Source organism: Variovorax paradoxus EPS (genome assembly GCF_000184745.1).
GTDB classification, from domain to species: Bacteria; Pseudomonadota; Gammaproteobacteria; order Burkholderiales; family Burkholderiaceae_C; genus Variovorax; species Variovorax paradoxus_C.
Window position 1 is genome coordinate 2,551,366 of record NC_014931.1, and the last position, 20,399, is coordinate 2,571,764.

23 protein-coding genes are annotated in these 20,399 nt (G+C 65.3%); 9 read left to right on the forward strand and 14 right to left on the reverse strand.

The window, feature by feature from the left end:
- Positions 1-151 precede the first annotated feature (151 nt).
- Entirely contained in the window at positions 152-730 is a 579-nt protein-coding gene (locus VARPA_RS11780) for a peroxidase-related enzyme (protein WP_013540785.1), read from the reverse strand.
- Positions 731-797: 67 nt separating this feature from the next.
- The gene (locus VARPA_RS11785) at positions 798-2,060 is read right to left on the reverse strand and encodes an HAD family hydrolase (RefSeq protein WP_013540786.1); all 1,263 of its coding nucleotides are present in this window, start codon (positions 2,058-2,060) and stop codon (positions 798-800) included.
- A gap of 294 nt (positions 2,061-2,354) precedes the next feature.
- Between VARPA_RS11785 and VARPA_RS11790 the strand changes: the two genes are divergently transcribed.
- Together VARPA_RS11790 and VARPA_RS11795 are read left to right on the forward strand one after the other, a co-directional pair.
- Positions 2,355-2,765, forward strand: coding sequence for an Imm70 family immunity protein (locus tag VARPA_RS11790; RefSeq protein ID WP_013540787.1), 411 nt, complete (start codon positions 2,355-2,357; stop codon positions 2,763-2,765).
- Positions 2,766-2,814: 49 nt separating this feature from the next.
- Positions 2,815-3,099 (forward strand): hypothetical protein, encoded by a 285-nt coding sequence (locus tag VARPA_RS11795; RefSeq protein WP_013540788.1) that lies wholly within the window; start codon positions 2,815-2,817, stop codon positions 3,097-3,099.
- Between the two features lie 664 nt (positions 3,100-3,763).
- Here VARPA_RS11795 and VARPA_RS11805 read toward each other — a convergent pair.
- The 8 genes from VARPA_RS11805 to eat form a co-directional block, all read right to left on the reverse strand.
- Positions 3,764-4,105 (reverse strand): nuclear transport factor 2 family protein, encoded by a 342-nt coding sequence (locus VARPA_RS11805; RefSeq protein WP_013540790.1) that lies wholly within the window; start codon positions 4,103-4,105, stop codon positions 3,764-3,766.
- Between the two features lie 138 nt (positions 4,106-4,243).
- The gene (locus tag VARPA_RS11810; RefSeq protein ID WP_013540791.1) at positions 4,244-4,903 is read right to left on the reverse strand and encodes a glutathione S-transferase family protein; all 660 of its coding nucleotides are present in this window, start codon (positions 4,901-4,903) and stop codon (positions 4,244-4,246) included.
- A 46-nt stretch (positions 4,904-4,949) separates the two neighbouring features.
- Positions 4,950-5,240, reverse strand: a complete 291-nt coding sequence (locus VARPA_RS11815) for a DUF1330 domain-containing protein (RefSeq protein ID WP_013540792.1) — start codon at positions 5,238-5,240, stop codon at positions 4,950-4,952.
- 165 nt (positions 5,241-5,405) lie between these two features.
- Positions 5,406-6,662 carry a type II toxin-antitoxin system HipA family toxin gene (locus tag VARPA_RS11820; protein WP_013540793.1) on the reverse strand — a complete coding sequence of 419 codons (1,257 nt, stop codon included), beginning with the start codon at positions 6,660-6,662 and terminating at the stop codon, positions 5,406-5,408.
- Positions 6,652-6,999: a helix-turn-helix transcriptional regulator gene (locus VARPA_RS11825; protein ID WP_013540794.1), complete on the reverse strand. Its 348-nt coding sequence runs from the start codon at positions 6,997-6,999 to the stop codon at positions 6,652-6,654. Before VARPA_RS11825 ends, VARPA_RS11820 begins: the two co-directional genes overlap by 11 nt.
- A gap of 68 nt (positions 7,000-7,067) precedes the next feature.
- The gene (gene eutC, locus VARPA_RS11830) at positions 7,068-7,853 is read right to left on the reverse strand and encodes an ethanolamine ammonia-lyase subunit EutC (RefSeq protein WP_013540795.1); all 786 of its coding nucleotides are present in this window, start codon (positions 7,851-7,853) and stop codon (positions 7,068-7,070) included.
- Positions 7,850-9,244 (reverse strand): ethanolamine ammonia-lyase subunit EutB, encoded by a 1,395-nt coding sequence (locus tag VARPA_RS11835; RefSeq protein ID WP_013540796.1) that lies wholly within the window; start codon positions 9,242-9,244, stop codon positions 7,850-7,852. The genes eutC and VARPA_RS11835 overlap by 4 nt, the downstream gene beginning before the upstream one ends.
- Positions 9,245-9,262: 18 nt before the next feature.
- The gene (gene eat, locus VARPA_RS11840) at positions 9,263-10,684 is read right to left on the reverse strand and encodes an ethanolamine permease (protein ID WP_013540797.1); all 1,422 of its coding nucleotides are present in this window, start codon (positions 10,682-10,684) and stop codon (positions 9,263-9,265) included.
- A gap of 100 nt (positions 10,685-10,784) precedes the next feature.
- On the opposite strand from eat, the gene VARPA_RS11845 reads away from it, so the two are divergent.
- The gene (locus tag VARPA_RS11845; protein WP_013540798.1) at positions 10,785-11,240 is read left to right on the forward strand and encodes an FKBP-type peptidyl-prolyl cis-trans isomerase; all 456 of its coding nucleotides are present in this window, start codon (positions 10,785-10,787) and stop codon (positions 11,238-11,240) included.
- Between the two features lie 4 nt (positions 11,241-11,244).
- Here VARPA_RS11845 and VARPA_RS11850 read toward each other — a convergent pair whose 3' ends face one another.
- The 4 genes from VARPA_RS11850 to VARPA_RS11865 all read right to left on the reverse strand — a co-directional run bounded on the left by VARPA_RS11850 (position 11,245) and on the right by VARPA_RS11865 (position 15,294).
- Complete coding sequence (locus VARPA_RS11850) at positions 11,245-12,000, reverse strand: glucose 1-dehydrogenase (protein ID WP_013540799.1); 756 nt, start codon at positions 11,998-12,000, stop codon at positions 11,245-11,247.
- Between the two features lie 151 nt (positions 12,001-12,151).
- Positions 12,152-13,750 carry a glucan biosynthesis protein gene (locus VARPA_RS11855; RefSeq protein ID WP_013540800.1) on the reverse strand — a complete coding sequence of 533 codons (1,599 nt, stop codon included), beginning with the start codon at positions 13,748-13,750 and terminating at the stop codon, positions 12,152-12,154.
- A 168-nt stretch (positions 13,751-13,918) separates the two neighbouring features.
- Positions 13,919-14,770 (reverse strand): class I SAM-dependent methyltransferase, encoded by an 852-nt coding sequence (locus VARPA_RS11860; RefSeq protein WP_013540801.1) that lies wholly within the window; start codon positions 14,768-14,770, stop codon positions 13,919-13,921.
- A 92-nt stretch (positions 14,771-14,862) separates the two neighbouring features.
- A complete protein-coding gene (locus VARPA_RS11865; RefSeq protein ID WP_013540802.1) occupies positions 14,863-15,294 on the reverse strand; it encodes a GNAT family N-acetyltransferase in 432 nt (143 codons plus the stop codon).
- Between the two features lie 140 nt (positions 15,295-15,434).
- On the opposite strand from VARPA_RS11865, the gene VARPA_RS11870 reads away from it, so the two are divergent.
- The 6 genes from VARPA_RS11870 to VARPA_RS11895 are packed head-to-tail and all read left to right on the forward strand — an operon-like array spanning position 15,435 to position 20,394.
- On the forward strand, positions 15,435-15,851 hold the full coding sequence (locus VARPA_RS11870; RefSeq protein ID WP_013540803.1) for a YjfI family protein: 417 nt from the start codon (positions 15,435-15,437) through the stop codon (positions 15,849-15,851).
- 13 nt (positions 15,852-15,864) lie between these two features.
- Positions 15,865-16,578, forward strand: a complete 714-nt coding sequence (locus tag VARPA_RS11875) for a PspA/IM30 family protein (RefSeq protein WP_013540804.1) — start codon at positions 15,865-15,867, stop codon at positions 16,576-16,578.
- A complete protein-coding gene (locus tag VARPA_RS11880; RefSeq protein WP_013540805.1) occupies positions 16,575-16,934 on the forward strand; it encodes a hypothetical protein in 360 nt (119 codons plus the stop codon). The genes VARPA_RS11875 and VARPA_RS11880 overlap by 4 nt, the downstream gene beginning before the upstream one ends.
- Before the next feature lie 34 nt (positions 16,935-16,968).
- On the forward strand, positions 16,969-17,613 hold the full coding sequence (locus VARPA_RS11885) for a hypothetical protein (RefSeq protein WP_013540806.1): 645 nt from the start codon (positions 16,969-16,971) through the stop codon (positions 17,611-17,613).
- A gap of 52 nt (positions 17,614-17,665) precedes the next feature.
- Positions 17,666-19,852, forward strand: coding sequence for a hypothetical protein (locus VARPA_RS11890; RefSeq protein WP_013540807.1), 2,187 nt, complete (start codon positions 17,666-17,668; stop codon positions 19,850-19,852).
- Complete coding sequence (locus VARPA_RS11895) at positions 19,849-20,394, forward strand: zf-TFIIB domain-containing protein (RefSeq protein ID WP_013540808.1); 546 nt, start codon at positions 19,849-19,851, stop codon at positions 20,392-20,394. Before VARPA_RS11890 ends, VARPA_RS11895 begins: the two co-directional genes overlap by 4 nt.
- The last annotated feature ends 5 nt before the right edge of the window (positions 20,395-20,399 follow it).

Sequence of the window (20,399 nt, forward strand, 5' to 3'; positions counted from 1 at the left end):
GGCGAACGGTGTTGTGGTGGGCGACGTCTCCCGGACCGTTCGGGCTGAGCTTGTCGAAGCCTTGCGCTGCGCTTCGACAGGCTCAGCGTGAACGGATTGTTTTCGACAAGAGCCGAAAAGGAACGGATCGAGCCCTATCGGACGCAGGCCATCACTTCTTCTCCCGCGGCAGCCGCCCCATCAGGAAAAACTCGTTGTTCGGCTGCATGCCGCTAAAGCTCGCCAGCCGGTTGCTCAGGCCGAAGAAGGCGGTGATGGCCGCGATGTCCCAGATGTCCTCGTCGTCGAAGCCGTGGGCGTGCAGCGGCGGGAAGTCGCTGTCGTCGATCTCGTGCGAGCGGTCGCAGACCTTCATTGCAAAGTCGAGCATCGCGCGCTGGCGCGGCGTGATGTCGGCCTTGCGGTAGTTCACCGCTACCTGGTCGGCCACCAGCGGCTTTTTCTCGTAGATGCGCAACAACGCGCCGTGCGCCACCACGCAGTACAGGCACTGGTTGGCCGCGCTGGTGGCAGTGACGATCATCTCGCGGTCGCCCTTGGTGAGCGAGCCTTCTTCCTTGAGCATCAACGCGTCGTGGTACGCGAAGAACGCGCGCCACTCGGCCGGGCGGCGTGCAAGGCCGAGGAACACGTTGGGCACGAAGCCTGCCTTTTCCTGCACGGCGAGGATCGCGGTGCGGATGTCTTCGGGCAGGTCCTTGAGTTCGGCGAGGGGGTAGCGGGCAGCCATGGTTTGTCTCCTGGTGTCGTTCGATGCCAGGATCATAGGCAGGTGCCCGCCACCTGCCTGTCTCCGACTACTTGAGCGCCTTCCCCTGCGTGGCGCCCAGCGGCGTGTGCAGTTGCGAGGCCACCCACTGCCCGGTGTTGTCATCGCGGCCCTGCAGCAGGTAGCGCGTGTCGGGCTTGCCGTAGTTCTGCACCGCCATCGCCGAGAACTTGCCGATGTCGGTCTTCGGATCGCGCAGGCGGTTGACGATCAGCACCTTCTTCGTGTCGGCGAAGTCGGCCATCATGTTCTGGTCGCCCTCGCTGTCGCCGGCGATGAAGCTCGGGCCGTAGCCGTATTTGGTGACGAGAAAGCGCTGGATGTTCTTCGTCTTGCCCGGCCCCTGCGTCTGGTCGTAGCCGCGGCGGAACTCGGGCTGGATCACGCCGTTGGCATCGCGCTCCAGTTCCATTGCGAGCACGCGGTCGGGCGGGTTGTTGTAGCCGAAGGCGGGGTTCGACGAGATCTCCTTGATCACGTCGACGAACGACGCCGAGCACACCCACACATCGAAGCCCGCGTTGCGGAATGCGGCGTACAGCTCCTGCATTTCGGGCTGCAGCCGGAGCCCGTTCTTCCAGCTCACCGAGACCACGCCGGCCTGGCCCGGCAGCGCGGCGGGCGAGATCCACTTCACCTTGACGACCGGCTCCTTCAACTGCCATGCCACCGTGTCGGCCGTGAGCTTGCGCACCTGCGCCTCGGTCATGCCGACGAATAGGTAGGTGACCCACGGGTAGGCCGTGTCGTGATCGAAGGTGTCGCCGATGGCTTCGTAGAGATAGCGCACCTTGGTGGTGAAGGCAATGTAGTTCGGATCGAGCTTCACGGCCGCCAGCGGCTTGCTGCCCTTGAGGGTGCTGCTGTTCTGGTAGAGCCAGGTGTAGCTGGCCACGATGTCGGGCACTACCAAGTCGATGTTGACCGGCTTGCCCGCCGCGTTGTTGTAAGCGGGCAAAAAGTCTTTCTTCGGAATGTTCTTGCGCAGCGCCACTTCGAGCTGCGCCGGCGTCGCGCCGAAGGCGAGGTTCTCCAATTGGTAGATGAGCGAGGCTTCCTCGATGTCGAGGAAGACGCTGGTGTTGTCCCAGTCGAACACCACGTAGGGCGACCTGGTGGCGTTGTAGCCCGGGCTGCCCTTGCCGAGGCTGGCGATCAGGCCTTCGATCTGCGCGCGGTTGAAGGCGTCCCAGTGGGCAGGAGAGAGGCCCATGGCGGGCGAAAGGCTCGCGCAGCCGGTGGCGACGAGCGCGGCGGCGAGCGGGGTGAGGAGGGCGAGGCGGCGTTGCATGCGTTCCCTGTGGTGGTGCGTTGTCGATGGATGAGAAGCACGAGCGTAGGCAACGCCCATGACACTTCAGCATCGACCTACGCATCAGCCGTGCCAGCTGTTTGCTGTGCGCGGCTGGCACATGCCTTCGTCGCCGGGGCGTTGTTTGAGTTGAGCGAGAAAGCGCGGCGCGAGGCGCCAGTGACCGGCCCGTAGCGGCCACGCAGCCAGCCGCAAGGCAGAATCCGCCCGACCGGACAGCAGTCATGCAAGGCGACGCATCGGGCGGCGCCCAGTTCACAAGGAGCAGCACTGATGGCAGTGGGAGTGACAGTCGGATCCAGCACGAACGAACTCGGCGCGCCGTCGTTCGTGCACTCGTTCTTCTCGACCATCAGCGCGCACTGTGAACCCGATGGTTGGGGAAGCCGCTTTCCGCATCTGATGAACGAGCTTTATCAGGGGCGCCTGCCTCACGGGAATGCGCTGCTCGCGCTCGATGAACTGTGGCTGGCCAAAGCCGCGTTGGACAAGTTGCCGCCCTCGGCTGTAGTCTGGGATATCGAAAACCGCCAGGCGAGGCCGCCGTGGGGGAGCAACATCGCATCGCACATCACGAGCTTGGGCGACTACTACGTGACGAGTGCAGGGCGTGGTGTGTTCGATGTTCTGGAGCGGGCGTTGGTCGCTTCTGCCGAGGAGCGGCGGGATGCGGTTTTGCAGTGATGGTGGCAATCGGCGGAGCAACTAATCAACAAGCTTTGGGAGGAGTGTCATGAAGCGTGGGAGCGCCTATGCAGTACTTGCAAGGGAGTTGGAGGCGTTCCGCCTGTTGCCCTGGTCGACGCTTGCGGCGCATGCCAGCGCTGGACCCACTTCAAAAACAGTCGAGGTGGAAGGCGAGGAACTTCAGATTGAGATTCAGGTGATCGAAGCGGCGACGCGCCAGCAAGCGGTGACGGTAATTGCGGTTGCGTTTGGCCCGAGCCACTTGCAGATGGAGCGCCTCGAGGAGCGCGTCACGATTGCGAAGCACGATACGATCCACGCGCCTCGGTAGCTTCTGAAGTAAGCCAGTCGCCGACATCTCCGCGGAACTACTGAGATTCAGCAGGCCCTGGATGCCTCTTCAAGATGGATGCCGAATTTCCTGGTCAACCTATGAGCAAGGGTCCACTGTGCCGTTGAACGAGCAGCCTGTTTCCGAAGCCCAAGAACGCCTCGATGTTTGGGTCGATGGATCCACTGCCTGCCTCATCGCAGTCGGCTCGCATGGTGATCCGCTTGAGCTGGGGGAACAAGAAGTGGAGACCCTCATCCAGCGCCTGCAAGATTGCCTCCGAATAGCCAAGTGCGAAGCACAAGGGTAGTGGGAACGTCATGAGGAAATGGCCAGGGGCGGATTTTCGAGGGCCTCAGTTCCTGACAGATTGAAGATAGATGGATGTCATCACGGCCCACACTTTCAGCAGCAATCACAGATGCCAAATCGAGGCGAGCGAGATCTGCGGCTGCTTCTATTGCATGGCTTCATTTCCACCGGCGACTATCGTTGAGTGGGTCGATGTAGGTCGGACTGCCATATGTCCAAAATGCGGCATTGACTCTGTCGTAGGCTCCGCCGCTGGAGTTCCTATCACTCACGAATTTCTGAGCAGCATGCGCGCTCATTGGTTTGATGCATGACGTTTGCCGGACAAAGGCGATTTTTCAACAACGCTTGGTCAGGCCGCCGTCGTGGCTTGCGTCATGACGGTGACCCACGCACCGTCCATGCGCTTCCAGACTTCCATTACCCATAGTCCGCCGCTGAAGAAGCGAGTGACCACAAGGTCGCCTTGCTGCTCGTGTTGCTCGCGTTCGCGCAGCACATAGGGCCGCTGCTTCTGCGTCTGAAGATTGCCGATCCGTTCGGCCCGAGACATGAACTGGCCGTTCTGCTGGACAGTCGTGAAGTCGCTCGCGGTGTACTTGCCCCACTGCGCCGAATCGACGGCGTAGAAGGCGTCGTCACGTGCGCGCATGGCGGCTTGAAGGTCGGAAGGGAGCAGGGTTGTGCTGGTCATGGGGGCACTGTAGGGCCAGTAGCCGAGATTGGCTGTGGGCCCCGCGAAGACAACGCGGTGCGCATCGCATCAAGTCCAGTCAGCAGCTGGAGTGCGAGGCTCAGCCCAACCTCGAACTCATGTTGCTTGCCGGCCGCCTCACTCCCGACCCGCTGGCAGGGGCGCAGCGTTGATCGCCAACTGCGCAGCAAACGCCCGCTGGTAGGCCGGCCGCGCTTCCCCGCGAGCGACAAAAGCGGCCAGGCTGGGAAACTCGTCCAGCAGGCCGGACGGTCTCGCCCGCAGCAGCACCGACACCATCAGCAGGTCGCCCGCGCTGAAGTCGCCGTCCAGCCAGTCGGCATCGCCCAGGCGAGCGGCAAGCTGGGCGAGCCGGGCGCGCACGCGGTCGTGCACGAGGGGCATGCGCTCGTCTTTCCAGGGCTTGTCGCCTTCCACGAACTTGACGGTGACGAGTTCGAGGATGGGAGGCTCGACCGTGTTGAGCGCCGCGAACATCCACGTGATGGCGCGCGCCCTTGCGTTGGCATCGACCGGAAGCAGGCCGGGGCGGCGCTCGGCGATGTGCAGCACGATGGCGCCGGTCTCGAACAGCGCGAGGTCGCCTTCCTCGTAGGTGGGAATCTGGCCGAAGGGATGCAGCGCCAGATGCGCTGCCTCCTTCATTGCGCGCATGGACACCAGGCGCACCTCGTAGGGCAGGCCGGCTTCCTCCAGCGCCCAGCGCACGCGCGTGTCGCGCGCCAGGCCCTTGCCGCCGTCGGGCGACCGTTCAAAGGCGGTGATGGTGATGGTCATCGTGAATGTCCTTCGGCCTTGCGAGCGCGAACGCGCCCCGGGTTGCTCAAACCCCTTCGACGATGCGCAGGTCCCGTTCGGCGCCGTCGCCCAGCGCGGCGAGCGCGGCCTGGTAGTCGGGGCTGTCGTGCACGGCCGTCGCTTGCTCGACGCTGTCGAACTCGATCAGCACGGTGCGTTCGGCCAAGCCGTACTCGTAGACCTTGGCGGGCAGGCCGCGCGCGAGAAAACGTCCGCCGCCGGCCGCGATCGCCGGGCCGGCCAGTTTCGCGTAGGCCGCGAGTTTGTCGGTGTCCTTGACGGCTCGGTATGCGCTGACCCAATAGGCTTTTGCCATGGCGATCTCTTTCTGTCTTGTTGCTGAATGAATAAGTAATTCGCGTCGCTGAAAAACGATCCGCGGATCGGATCTTCGGCGCCTGCGTTCGACCTGTCCGGGGCAGGGGAATCAAAGTCTATCTGTGCTGCCCTTTGGCAGTCGAGTGCAGTCGAGCGCGGGTGCCTAGGCGGCGATGCGCCCGGCCTGCTGCTCGATGAAGGCCGCCACGCGCCGCACGAGCGCCTGATCGCCGCCGGCAGACGCCACGCTGGCTGCCGCATGAACGGCGACCGTCTCGCCAATGGCAAGGATGATTTCGTCGGCCGCCGCAGCCGCCAAGCCGAAGTGGGGCGCCGCCTCGCGTACCAGCGCGAGGCTCGATGCGTGCTGCCCCGGAAGAATGGCCAGCTCCTGATAACCCGTGTGCCCGCCGAGCTGCATCACGAGGTCGAAGGCGGGGGCGAGGCGCCACAGCCCGTCTTCGCCACGCAGCGCGCCATGATTCTTGACGTGATCGTCGCTGTTGCCCACCGCCAGGTTGAACACCAGCCGGCGGAACAGTTCGGACAGGTCTTCCTGCGGCCGCCGCGAGATGCGGCGCAGCAGTTGCGCCAGCTCGACGTAGCTGCCGCGGCTGGATTCATAGGGCACATCGAGCAACGCCGAGGCCGAGAGGTAGTGAAAGCGCCGCTCGTCGGTCACCGGGCCCGCCCGGTCGAAGCGTTCGACCAGCAATGCACGCCCCAGCGCGAGGGGCTGCAGCAGGAAGGGCGGAACGTCGATGCCGCAGGCGTCGGCCAGCCAAAGCGTGGCGGCTTCGATCACTTCCACGTCGTGGTCGTCGCCGCGCGATGCGAACTTGGCGATGAAGCGCCGGCCTTCATGCACGAAGGCGGCCTTGGGGCGCGCGCCGCCCAGGCTGCCACCGCGCAGGAGCCGGTGCATGTCGGGCCCGATCTCCATGCCGGCTTCGACGCGCCCGGACGCTTCGGCAAGCTCTTCCAGCGACAGGAGCGCCGAGGGCGGCTCCTCGCTCTCGATGGGCAGGGCTTCGGCGAACACCATCGCGCCGATGCGGTCCTCGTTGGTGAGCAGCAATGCATCGATGTCGGACAGGGGCTTGCCCTGGCGTATTTCGAGCACCTTGCGGCCCCAGCTATCGGGCAGCGCATCGCGCAGCGTGAGCGGCATGGCGCCGCCTTCGCGCAGGCGGCGCTCGGGCAGCACGAAGGCCGCATCGCGCAGCGGCAGGTGCTCGGGGTTGAGCGGTGCGGCGACCGGGTCTTCGAGATAGCGCCTGCCGTAGGCGAATTCGCCGGACTCCACCACGCCGCGCCGAACGAGCTTCATCAGGCCGGCCGGCTGCACCCGCTCGCCGGTGTGGTGCGCGAGGCCGACGTAGATGCGCCGCTCGGCATCGATGCCGTCGTCAGAAATCACGTTCGTTCTCCGCGATCACGCCTGCCGTGCCTTGTTGAGCAGCCGACCTGCGGACGCGGCGCTTTGCCGCCAGGCCGGTGGGTGCCGGGGCCACACCGTCGAGCGAATCGATCTCGCCGAAGAGCCACAGCGCATGGGCCAGCAGGCCGATGCTGGTGCCTGGCTTTCCGGATTCGAGCGCGCGCAGCGTGTTGGGCGAGCAGAGCAGGCGCTCGGCCATTTCGGCAATCGTCCATTCGCGCTGGACCCTGTGCGCGCGCAGGCGCAGGCCCAGCCTTTCAAGAGGCGCGATGGTCTGCGGGGGCAGGGCTGAGAGGCTGTGGCTGCTTCTTGACATCAATAAAATGACTATTAAACGGCTTAAGAGTCATTTTATTGCGTATTCGTAGATAAAGGAAGGGCGCCTTATCCGGGCAGGCGTGGTCGTCGCCCATCGCGCTGCTCCAGCGATGCAAGAACGCTCTCATCCTTGAGCGCCACGCCGGTCAGCCCCCGTCGCAGGGACTCTCGCATCAGCCACGCCAGCTTGAACGCCGCGGCTTCGTAGGGCAGGCCTTCGGGCCGCACGTTGGAGATGCAGTTGCGCGCCGCATCGTTCAGCCCGCGCTTGGGCGAATGGGTCAGGTAGATGCCCAGGCTGTCGGGCGAGCTCAGGCCTGGCCGCTCGCCAATCAGCATCACCGAAAGCATCGCGCCGAACAGCTCGCCCACCTCGTCGGCCAGCGCCACGCGCGCCTGCGTGGCGATGACCACGGGCGAGAAGCGGGTGTCGGCCGGCAACTGCGAGCGCAACGCGGCGAGCAGCGGTGCGGCATGGCGCGCGACCGCGAGCGACGAAAGCCCATCGCCGATGACGACGCACACATCGCAGCCGTAGCGCCCGATGGCGCGCAGGCGGCCGTCGTCCTCCTCATCGAGCTGGCGGCCGAGGTCGGGGCGGCGGAGGTACGTGGTGCGGTCCGCCGCACGGCTGCGGGCGCGGGCGACTTCCCAATGTTGTGCGCCGAGCGTGGCTTCGAGCGCATCGACATCGAGCGCCGCATGGATCGCGTCGCGCGCCATCGCGTGCGCCCAGCCGAAGCGCAGCGTCTCGTCAGTGGGCATGCCGGCGCCGGCGCGGCCGAGTGCGAGGCGTGCCGGTGTGGCCGAGCGCCATTGCGCCCAGGGGTTCGGAGTGACGGCATCGCTCATGATTCAAGGGCCTTGAGCCCGCTCATGTCAGCCAGCAGGCGGTTGGAAGAGGGCGGCGCGAGTTGCCCCGCTGCGTTGGTGATCTGCATGCGCTGCAGCCACGCCTCGAACTCGGGTGCGCGCTTGAGACCCAGCGTCTGGCGCAGGAACAGGGCGTCGTGGAACGAGGTGCTCTGGTAGTTGAGCATCACGTCGTCCGCCCCCGGAATGCCCATGATGAAGTTGATGCCCGCGGTGCCCAGCAGCACGAGCAGCGTGTCCATGTCGTCCTGGTCGGCTTCGGCGTGGTTCGTGTAGCAGATGTCGCAGCCAATCGGCAGGCCGAGCAGCTTGCCGCTGAAGTGATCTTCCAGGCCCGCGCGGATGATCTGCTTGCCGTCGTACAGGTACTCCGGCCCGATGAAGCCGACCACCGTGTTGATGAGAAAGGGCTTGTAGCGCCGCGCCAGCGCATAGGCGCGCACCTCGCAGGTCTGCTGGTCGACGCCGAAGTTGGCGTTGGCCGAGAGCGCGCTGCCTTGGCCCGTCTCGAAGTACATGACGTTGTCGCCGACGGTGCCGCGCTTCAATGCGAGCGCTGCGGCATAGGCCTCGTCGAGCAACTCGGGCGTCACGCCGAACGACAGGTTCGCCTTTTCGGTGCCGGCGATCGACTGGAACACTAGGTCCACCGGCGCGCCGGCCTCCGCGAGCTTGAGCGTGTTGGTCACATGGGTGAGCACGCAGCTCTGGGTAGGAATCTCGAAGCGCTGGATCACCTCGTCCAGCATGTGCAGCAGCTGGCCCAGCACCGGCATGCTGTCGGAGGCCGGGTTGAGGCCGATCACCGCATCGCCCGCGCCGTAGAGCAGGCCGTCGAGCGTGGACGCGGCCACGCCGCGCAGGTCGTCGGTCGGGTGGTTGGGCTGCAGGCGCACCGACAGATGCCCCGGCAGGCCGATGGTGTTGCGAAAGCGCGTGACCACGCTGCACTTCTTCGCGACCGACACGAGGTCCTGGTTGCGCATGAGCTTGGACACGGCCGCGACCATCTCGGGCGTGAGGCCGGGCGCGAGTGCGGTGAGCGTGGCGGTCGTGGCTTCGTCCGACAGCAGCCAGTTGCGGAAGTCGCCGACCGTGAGGTGCGACACCGGCGCGAAGGCCTCCGCATCATGGCTGTCGATGATGAGCCGCGTGATGTTGTCGCTCTCGTAGGGAATGAGCGCTTCGGTCAGGAATTGCTTGAGCGGCGTCTCGGCCAGCACATGGCGCGCGGCCATGCGCTGCTGCGCGGTGGCGGCGCCGACGCCGGCGAGGTAGTCGCCGGAGCGCGCGGGGCTGGCAAAGGCCATGACCTGCTTCAGGTCGTCGAAGCTGAAGACCTGTTCTGCGATGGTGGTGCGGTAGCGCATCGTCTTTCAGGCGTTGGTTCAGGCGTTGGTGGCGGTGGAGGAAAGCATCTCGTCGGGCGCCGCCGCCTTGCGCTGCGAAGAGGTCAACAGGAAGTAGCCGTAGGCCGCCGCCATCAGCACCAGGAACAGCACCGTCAGCATGAAGTTGAACCACACCATCGCACCGAGGCACACCACGCCAAGGCCGAGCGCGATCGCCGGGAACACGGGGTAGAAGGGCGCGCGGTAGGTGCGCAGCAGGTTCGGTTCGTTCCTTCGCAGCTTGAAGAGCGCTGCCATGGAGATGAGGTACATCACGATCGCGCCGAGCACCGCCATGGTCACGATGTTGGCGGTGAGCGTTTGCCCGCCGAACTGCACCCACTCGTCGCTGAAGATCGCGATCACGCCGATGACGCCACCTGCCAGCAGCGCGCGGTGCGGCGTGTCGAAGCGCGGGCTCAGGCCCGCGAAATAGGCCGGCAGATAACCGGCGCGCGCCAGCGCGAAGATCTGGCGCGAGTAGCCCATGATGATTCCGTGGAATGACGCGATCAGCCCGAAGAGCCCGATCCACACCAGCATGTGCAGCCAGCCGCTGTTGTCGCCCACCACCGCCTTCATGGCCTGCGGCAGCGGGTCGTTGATGTTGGCAAGCTTGCGCCAGTCGCCCACGCCGCCCGCGAAGATCATCACGCCGAAGGCCAGCACCACCAGCGTGACGATGCCGGTGGTGTAGGCGATGGGAATGGTGCGGTGCGGATCGCGCGCCTCTTCGGCCGCCATGGCCGCGCCCTCGATGGCGAGGAAGAACCAGATCGCGAACGGAATCGACGCGAAGATGCCCGAGATCGCCGCGCCGTTGAGCACGCTGCCGCCGGCCCAGCCGTTCGCAACGAAGTTGGCCATCGTCCAGCCCGGCGTGACCACGCCCATGAACACCAGCAACTCGACGATGGCGAGCACAGTCACGAACAACTCGAAAGCCGCGGCGATGCCCACGCCGACCCAGTTGAGCGCGATGAAGATCACATACGCCCCGAGCGCAAACCACTTCGGGTTGATGCCCGGGAACTGCACATTGAGGTAGGCGCCGATGGCCAGCGCGATGGCCGGCGGCGCGAAGACGAATTCGATCAGCGTGGCAAAGCCCGCGACGAACCCACCGTTGGGACCGAACGCGCGCCGTGCATACGCAAAGGGCCCGCCCGCGTGTGGAATGGCCGTGGAGAGCTCGGTGAAGCTGAAGATGAAGGTGGTGTACATCGTGGCCACCAGCACCGTGGCGACCAGGAAGCCGAGCGTGCCGGCGGTGTTCCAGCCGTAGCTCCAACCAAAGTACTCACCGGAGATGACGAGGCCTACCGCGATGCCCCACAGCTGGATGGGACCGAGTACCTTTTTCAGATGACCCGTGCCCTGGGCAGTCGATGCGACCGGGGCGGCTTCGGTGGAGTGCATGGAGGCTTCCTCTCTTCGTGAATGTTGACAGTGCGCATTCAGCAAAGCAAGGGTCGTTCCACTACGTACATCGCGCTACATCGACGGAGGCCAGCAGGACATGGCGCTGGCCATAATCAGGGCCTTTCAATCCCCGAGGTGTTTCGTGAAGTCTTATTTCTGTGCCGCTCTCGTGTCCGTCTTCGCCATTCCCGCAGCATTCGCGCAATCCGCGCCCGTGACCACGCCCAGCGGCCTCATCTACCAGTCGCTCAAGGAAGGCACCGGCGCATCGCCCGCGGCCACCGACACGGTCAAGGTGCACTACCGCGGCACCTTCCCCGACACCGGCAAGGAATTCGACAGTTCCTACAAGCGCGGCGAGCCGACCGAGTTCCCGCTCAACGGCGTGATCCCGTGCTGGACCGAAGGCGTGCAGAAGATGAAGCCGGGCGGCAAGGCCAAGCTGACCTGCCCGCCGTCGATTGCCTACGGTTCGCGCGGCGCGGGCGGCGTGATTCCGCCGAACGCCACGCTGAATTTCGAAGTGGAACTGGTGTCGGTCACCAAGCGCTGATCGATTAGATCTGCGCCATGCCGCCGTCGACAAACAGTTCCGTGCCGTTCACGAAGCTGCTGTCGTCGGAGGCGAGGAACACCACCGCCTTGGCGATTTCGTCGGGCGTGCCGACCCGGCCCAGTGGAATGTTCTGTGCCTGCCCTTCGATGAAGCCCTTCACCTGTTCCGGCGTGAGGCCCAGCAGCTCATAGGCCGGGGTCGGCACCACGCCGGGGCTGACAGCGTTGACGCGGATGCCGGCATCCTTCAGGTCCACCGCCCAGCCGCGCGCGAAGCTGCGCACCGCCGCCTTGGTCGCGCTGTAGACGCTGAAGGCCGGGTTGCCCTTGATGCTGGTGATCGATGCGTTGAGAACGATCGATGAACCCTTGGCCATCAGCGGCAGTGCCTTCTGCACCGTGAAGAGCAGGCCGCGCACGTTGGTGCCGAAGGTCTTGTCGAAGTGTTCTTCGGTGATCTGGCCCAGCGGCAAGAGGCTGCCACCACCGGCGTTGGCGAACAGCACGTCGAGCCGGCCCTTCTGTTCCTTGATGGTGGCGTAGAGCTTGTCGAGGTCGGCAAGCTTGGAGACATCGCCGAGCACGCCGGTCACGTTGCGGCCGATGGTTTTCACGGCCGCGTCGAGTTCCGCCTGGCGGCGGCCCGTGATGAATACGTGGGCGCCTTCGGCCACGAAGCGCTGCGCGGTGGCCAGGCCGATGCCGCTGGTGCCGCCGGTGACGAGGGCGATCTTGTCGTTGAGCTTGAGTTGGGACATGGCTTCTTCCTTGGGGTTGCTGTGATGCAGCGTTGACGAGGGAAGGAAGTTTGGGTGCGGGCCCCTCGCAGACCAAGATGCCGTGGGGGACTTGTCAGTTTCCGAATCACCAACAATCCGGCGATGGCCCCGCGCGACGCGGGCTGAAGACTCAACCCGGCTGGTACTGGTACAGCCAGGTCTCGGTCAAGGTCTGGTCGCCGTTCTTCAGATAAAGCCGCATGTCGATCGGCTCGTTGCCTTCGGGCGTGAAGTCGAACTGCGCGCGCCAGTGGCCGGGCACGCCATTGGGCACGGCTTCTGCAAACACGTACGAGAACTTGCCGCGCGGCGCCGTCAGCACCAGCTCGGGCTTCACGCCGAAGGGCACGGTGGTGAGCGGCTGGCCGATGAACTCGACCATGAACTTGCGCACGCCCTGCGGCCGCGGCTGGCCCGGCTGGCCGCCACGTCCGATGCGCGTGGCCACGCAGCGCGCGAGCGGCGAGGGAAAGGGCTCCTGGTCGGTCCAGTGCAGCCGGTATTGCAGGCTGTAGCTCGCGCCGGCCTTGGCATCGGCCTTGGGTACCCAGAAGGCGACGACGTTGTCGTGGATCTCGTCGTCGGTCGGAATCTCGATGAGCTGCACCGAGCCTTCGCCCCAGTCGCCCAGCGGCTCGATCCAGAGGCTCGGGCGCTTCTCGTAGCCGACGCCGTCCTGGTAATGGTCGAACGAACGGTCGCGCTGCAAGAGGCCGAAGCCGCGCGGCTTGGTGTCGGCGAATGCGGAGGCGCGGGTCTGCGTCGGGTTGTTGAGCGGGCGCCAGATGCGCTCGCCCGCGCCGTTCCAGATCGCAAGGCCGTCGGAGTCGTGCACCTCGGGGCGCCAGTCGATGGCGGTGGGCTTGATGGTCTCGGAGTACCAGTACATCGAGGTGAGCGGCACGAGGCCCAGGCGCGCCACGTCACGGCGAAGGAACAGGCGCGAATCGATGTCCATGATCACCGCCTTGCCGCGCTGCATCACGAACTTGAAGACGCCCGTGACGCTCGGCCCTTCGAGGAGGGCGTAGACCGTCATTGAGGTGGTGTTGTTCGCGGCGGGCGTCTCGAAATAGAAGCGCGTGAAGGTGGGGAATTCCTCGGGCTTGCCGGGCACCGCCACGTCGAGCGCGAGGCCGCGCGCCGACAAGCCGTACTGGTACAGCTCGCCGATCGCGCGGAAGTACGAAGCGCCGAGAAAGGCGACCCAGTCGTTCTTCTGCCAGTCGAGCTTGCCCTGGTCGCCCAGGCGGCTTTCCTGCAGGCGAAAGCCCGCGAAGCCCGCCCCGGCCGGCAGCGCGCGCGCGGGGCTGTCGGGCGGCATCGAGAAGTAGTCGGGACTGTAGAGCACCTCGCGTGCGAAGGCATCGCCGTCGGAGTTCTCCAGCACGTGCATGCGCACCGGTGTCTGGAAGAAGCGGCCGAGGTGAAAGAAGGTGACGGGGAATGCCCCAGGGCCTTCGCGGAAGAGGGAGTTGGCGGGGTCGAACTTGATCTTGCCGTGGGCGTCGTAGTCGATCTTCTCGAGCACGTCGGGTGCGAGCGGCGCCGCGGCGACGTAGGGCTGCGCGGCGAGGCGCTTGGCCTGTGCGACGAGCCGGTCGAACGAGAAGGGCGACGGCTGGCTCAGTTGCAGGCCGTTGGCGGCCAGCGCCTCTTCGGGCAGTCCAAGGGCGGCGAGTGCGGCGGCGGCACCACCTGCGGCAAGGAAGGATCGGCGATCAAGCATGTGTTTCTTGAGGGTTTCGAATCTTTGGGAAGGGGGAGGCGGAGCGATGCGCAAAGGATTTTGCGCGATGAAGACAGCCAGTAGCTTGCCGCATGGCGCTGGACGACCGCGTCAGCCAATCCGCGCAATGCAGGCCGGACAAAGCCGGCGATTGGGAAAATTGTGCGTTTATGTATCGGCCACTTCGATCGGGTCCATGGCGCTCAACGCATACACCGCATAGAGCGGCACGCCGAAGACCATCCTGAACATCGGGCCGAGTACCGTGTAGGCGAGGCCGAGGCCTTCCATCACGCGGTAGGTGCCGTCCAGACGCAGGCGCGGATGCGGTTCGGTCAGGTCGGCGGGGCGGCGAAGGCCCCAGAGAAATTCGGCGCCCGTCGGCCGCACCGAGGGATGGTTGCGGGCGCGGCCGGTGGCGATCCAGCACATTGCATCGAAGGCCAGCACCGAGCCAGGCGGCGCCCGCTCGCCGAAAGTGGCGAGCACCGCCTGCACCGTTTCGGGCTTCAGGTACATGAGCACACCTTCGGTGAAGAGGAAGACGGGCTGTGCTTTTCGCTTTTTCGGCAGGCCGAGTTGGTCCCACCAGTTAGGCGAGGTCAGGTCGAGTTCGCGCACGTCGTGGCGCGGATGGGTTTCGGGAATCAGCTCGCGGCGCAGCGCGAGCACCTCGGGCAGGTCGGCATCGGTCATGTGCGACTTGTCGTCGTCCAGCCACTGGAAGTAATGGCTGAGGCCGCAGCCCATGTTCACCACGCGGGCGCCGGGATGCCGTTTGAGGAAATCCTGCGCGAGGCTGCGAAAGCGCCGGGTGCGCGCGAGGATGCCGTAGATGGTCGCCCGGTCCTCCGGCAGGGCATGGCCGTCGTCGCGGATCTTCTCGAGGATGTCCGCGGCGTAGGCGTCCCGCACGGCCACCTGCGGAAAGATGGCATCGCCGGATGCGCGCGCGGCCAGGGGAATGCGCAAGGTGGAAGGTACGGCCGACAGACGCTGTGCGAGCTTGCTGGTCGTCATGGATGCAGGAGCGAGGTCATGCGCAAAGTCTGGCGGCTCCCGCACGCCTGGGCAAGTCAGTCTTTCGTTCAGCCTGCCGGGCCGGCGCGGCCTCAGAGCTTCTTCTTCATCGAGGCGAGATAGAAGCCTTTGACATAGTCGTCGATGCGCCCGTATTCCTCGTAGCCTTGCTTCACGTAGAAGCCTCGCGCCTGCCATTCGAAGGTTTCTAGCGCGGCGCTGTGGGCGCCCAGGGTCCTGGCACGCGCTTCGGCTTCGGCGAGCAGTCGCGTGCCCAATCTCTGGCCGCGTGCGGACTCCGCGACCCAGAGCGAGTCGATGCGCAGCCAATACAGGAAGACGTAGGCACGCAATCCACCGACCAGTTCTCCATTCGCGTTCTTGGCGTTGAGCCATACCGGCTGCGACTCGGGGTACTCGCCGACGAAGCCGTAATTGAACTGCCGCAGGTGCCGGCCGAGCACGCCGCTTCGGACTTCTTCTTGCGTGGCGGTCGAGATGACGGGCGATGTCGGGGTGCGCATCGGCGGATTCTATGAAGCACGCCAGTGCCGAAAGTCATGGGATGGTGAAAAGAAAATTTTTGACATGTTATGTCGACGCACCTATAGTGAATCCATCGAAGCCCCGCTCGCTTCCAACGGTTTCAACCACAAGGAGAGGTATGCAATCACTGCTCGATCAACTCAGGGGCCTCGATGCGCTGGCCGGCGCCGCAATGGGAGGGCTGCCGGTGCAGCTGCAACCCATTCCGGGCAGCACGCCCGTGGTCCAGGTGAGCATCGAGGGGCGCGATGAGCTGCCTATCTTTATTACCAGTTCCGACATGCAGATCATCTGCATCTGCTATCTCTGGACCGAAGATGAAGTGAAGCCCGAGCGCCGCACCGAGCTGCTCGAATCGCTGCTCGACCTCAACCCCTCCGTGCCCCTGTCGTCCTTCGGTCGCGTCGATGGCCGCTACGTGCTCACCGGTGCGCTGGGGCGCAATGCGCGCGTGGAAGACGTTGCACGCGAAGTGGCAGTGCTCAGCGACAACGCGATCGATGCCCTGGACGCCCTGTCCGAATTCCTGAATTAAGCGAAAGATCCACATGACCGTCATCAAGAAGCTTGTCACCCTGCTGCGCGGCAGCGCGCGCGAGATCGGCGAGAGCGTGGTCGACAGCAACGCCACGCGCATCTACGAGCAGGAAATCATCGATGCCAAGCACAGCATCGAGAAGGCCAAGGGCGACCTCACCGGCGTGATGGCCAAGGAGATGCAGTCGGCCCGCGAGATCGAGCGCCTGAAGAAGGAGATCACGCGCTACGAAGGCCTCGCGATCGAAGCGCTCAACAAGACGCAGGAAGGCCTCGCGCTCGACGTGGCGGCCAAGGTCGGCACCATCGAGCAGGAGCTCGAGGAGCAGGCCAAGGCCCATGCGTCCTACGCGCTGCAGGTCTCCAAGCTCAAGGAACTGATCAAGTCGGCCGAGGCGCGCATCCGCGAGCACGAGCGCGAGATCGGCATCGCCAAGACCACCGAGAGCGTCTACCGCGCCACGCAGTCGATCTCCGAGAACATCGGCAGCGGCGGTTCACGGCTGGCGAATGCGCGCGAATCGCTCGAACGCATCCGCGCCCGGCACGAAGACCTGGCCGATCGCATGACGGCCAGCCAGGCGCTCGAGAACGAACTGGGCCACCAGGCGCTCGAGAAGAAGCTGGCCGCCGCGGGCATCGGCAGCGACGCCGACCGCACCGGCAAGGTGATGGAACGCATCCGCGCCCGCCAGGCCAACCCGGGCGGGACCGCTTCCGAATGAACGTGCGGGTCAAGCCGGTTCGCTGGCAAGGCTCGGACGAGGCGATACGCGCCGTCCAGGTGGCGTTCGACGTGGAGGAGGCCGTGCTGGAGGCGGTGCGCAAGGCGGCTTTCGAGCAGCATGTGTCCACCTCCGACCAGATCCGCCAGGTGCTGGGCCTGGCGACCACGTCCAGGCCCAAGCGCCCGCGCCTGACGGTGTCGCTCAGTGGGGCAGACTATGAATTCCTGGCGAAGCGCTACGGGCTCGCCGCCGACGACCGCCTGGCCATCAAGGAGAGGGCCACGCGCGACCTGATCGCGTTTGCAAGCAGTGGGAAGAAGAGCACCGGCGCAGGGAGGCCGGGCCGCAAGTAGAACAACGAACAACAACCCGCAAGCGGGAGGATCAATGGGCAATTTCATGGATGCGGTGGTGGGCTACCCCACCGCGATCTACACGGTGCTGCTGGGCGTCGTGGTGATCTATTGGGTGCTCGCGGTGCTCGGCATGGTCGACATCGAAGGCAGCGGCATCGATGTCGACGTGCAGACGCATGCCGATGGCGACACGAGCGATGTCGGCCAGCTCGCGAGCTACGTCGTCGCCTTCGGCCTGAACGGCGTGCCGTTCTCGGTGGCCGTGAGCCTGCTGGTGCTCGTTGCATGGACCGTCTCGTGCCTGGGCGGCGAGTGGCTGCTGCCGCTGGTGCCGACGATGCTGCTCAAGCTCGTGGCCGGCACGGCGCTGCTGGTGGTCAGTGCGGCCATCGCCATTCCCGTCACCGCCGTCGCGATCCGGCCGCTGCGCGGGCTCTTCGTGAGCCACACGGCCGTGAGCAACGCGGCGCTGGTCGGCCAGGCCTGCCGCGTCGTCACCGGCGTGGTGAACGAGAAGGACGGCCGCGCCGAGATTTCCCGTCGTGGCGCCAGCCTGAACATCCGCGTCTGGGCGCCGACGCCCAACACCCTCAAGCGCGGCTCGCACGCGCTGATCCTCGAATACGACGAGGTGGCCGGCCGCTACCTCATCGCGGCGCACGAAGACATCGTCTGATCACGCGCATCCCTTACTGTTCGTCCGCTCTCAAAGCAATTCTGGAGAAAAAATGGAGCCCATCATCTTTGCCGTGGTCATTCTGGCCGTGGTCATCCTCGGCCTGTTCGCGATGTTCGCCAAGTTCTATCGAAAGATCGAACAGGGCCACGCACTCATCGTGAACACGCTGCGCGCCGAGCCCGAGGTGACCTTCACCGGGCGGATGGTCTACCCGATCATCCACAAGGCCGAGCTGATGGACATCTCGGTCAAGACCATCGAGATCGACCGCTCCGGCAACGAGGGCCTCATCTGCCGCGACAACATCCGCGCGGACATCAAGGTGAAGTTCTTCGTGCGCGTCAACAAGACCGCCGACGACGTGCTGAAGGTGGCGCAGGGCATCGGCTGCGCGCGGGCCTCCAACCACGAGACGCTCGAAGAATTGTTCTCTGCCAAGTTCTCCGAAGCGCTCAAGACGGTCGGCAAGTCGATGGATTTCGTCGACCTCTACCAGGCGCGCGACGGCTTCCGCGACCAGATCATCAGCCAGATCGGCAACGACCTTTCGGGCTACGTGCTCGAAGACGCGGCGATCGACTACCTCGAGCAGACGCCGCTGTCGGAGCTGGACGCCAACAACATCCTCGATGCGCAGGGCATCAAGAAGATCACCGAACTCACGGCGGTCGAGCATGTGCGCACCAACGAGCTGCGCCGCAACGAGGAAATGCAGATCAAGAAGAAGAACGTCGAGACGCAGGAAGCGCTGCTCGAACTCGAGCGCCAGCAGGCCGACGCCACCTCGCGCCAGCACCGCGAGATCGCCAGCGTGCGCGCCCGCGAGGAGGCTGAAACTTCCAAGATCCAGTCCGAAGAGCGCACCAAGTCCGAAACCGCGCGCCTGCTCTCGGAGCAGACCGTGGCCGTGCAGCAGGAGAACGTGCAGCGCGAAAAGGAAGTGGCCGAGAACAACCGCAAGCGCGCGGTCGCCATCGAGGAAGAAAAGGTCACGCGCGCCCGCGACCTGGAAATCGTCGACCGCGAGAAGGAAGTGACGCTGCAGCGCATCGAGAAGGACAAGGCCGTCGAAGTGCAGAAGAAGGCGATTGCCGACGTGATCCGCGAGCGCATCGTGGTCGAGCGCACGGTGGCCGAGCAGGAAGAAGCGATCAAGGAACTGCGCGTGGTCGCGGAGGCCGAGCGCACCAAGAAGTCGGTCGTGATCATGGCCGAGGGCCAGGCCGACGAGAAGATGGTGATCGACGTGAAGGCCGCCGAAACCCAGGAAAAACGCGCACGCCACAAGGCGGCCGAAGAACTGACGCTGGCCGATGCCAAGCTCAAGGTGGCCGAGCGCGATGCCGAATCGAAGAAGCGCGAAGCCGAGGGCATGGAAGCGCTCTCCGCCGCGCCGGGCCTGGCGGCTGCCAAGGTAGAGATCGCCACCGCGCAGGCACGCCTGGCCACGTTCGAGGCCGAAGCTTCGGGCAAGGAAAAGCTCGGCCTCGCCGACGTGCATGTGCGCCAGGCCGATGCCGACGCCATCCTCAAGGCTGGCCAGGCCGACGCGCAGGTGATCGAGGCGCGCTCGCAGGCCGAAGCCGCCGGCATGCGTGCCAAGTTCGACGCAGAAGCCTCGGGCAAGGAAAAGCTCGGCCTTGCCGATGTGAGCGTGCGCACGGCCGATGCCGAAGCCACGCTCAAGTCCGGCCAGGCCGATGCGCAGGTGATCGAAGCCCGCTTCAACGCCGAGGCCAAGGGCCTGCACGAGAAGTTCGAGGCCATGAAGTCGATGAGCCCGGAAACCCGCGACCACGAAGAGTTCCGCATGCGCCTGGAAAAGTCGCACATCGAGACCATGAAGGGCATCGACGCGCAAACCTCCATCGCCAAGGAGCAGGCCGATGTGCTGGGCACCGCGCTCGCCAACGCCAAGATCGACATCGTGGGCGGCTCGGGCGACTACTTCGACAGCTTCGTGCGTTCGCTCTCGGTGGGCAAGGGCATCGACGGCGTCATCTCCAAGAGCCAGGCGGTGCAGGTGGCCTTCAAGGACCAGCTCTCGGGCGAACGCGACGTGGTGAAAGACCTGCGCGACATCGTCGGCGCCTTGGGCAATTCGTCGGGCGAGATCCAGAACCTCAGCGTTGCCTCGCTGATGAGCCGCATTGCCGCCGACGGCACCGATACCCAGAAGTCGGCGCTGCAGAACCTGATCTCCACCTTCCGTCCATTGAACGGGAACGTGCAATGAATCCGAACCTGAAGTGCAGCTGCGCTGGCCGCGCGGCGATGCAGCCCGTGGCGCTGGCCGAAGCGCTGCTGGGCGTGCAATGCGGCGATTGCCACGGCATGGTGATGGCCATGGACGACTGGCGCGCCTGGAAGTCCGCCGACCCTGAGCGCGTGCCGCATGCGGTCGACGACGAAGTCATCGAGGTGTTCGACATCGCCGCGGTGCGGCACTGCCCCGAATGCGACCGGTTGATGCAGCGCCTGCGTGTGAGCGCCGGCCCCGATTTCCGCATCGACCGCTGCGTGGCCTGCCAGAACCTGTGGTTCGATGCGGGCGAGTGGCGCGCCATCGTGAGCCGCGGCCTCGCGGGCCGGCTCGACGAATTGCTGTCCGATGGCTACCAGCGTCGGCTGCAGACCGAAGAGGTACGTGAAGCCCGCCTCGTCGCGCTGCGCCGCCGCTACGGCGACGACTGCATCGACGAGCTGGACCGCATCCGCGCCTGGCTCGACACCCAGCCTCACCGCGACGAACTGCTCGCACTGCTGCGCGCGGACTGACCGCG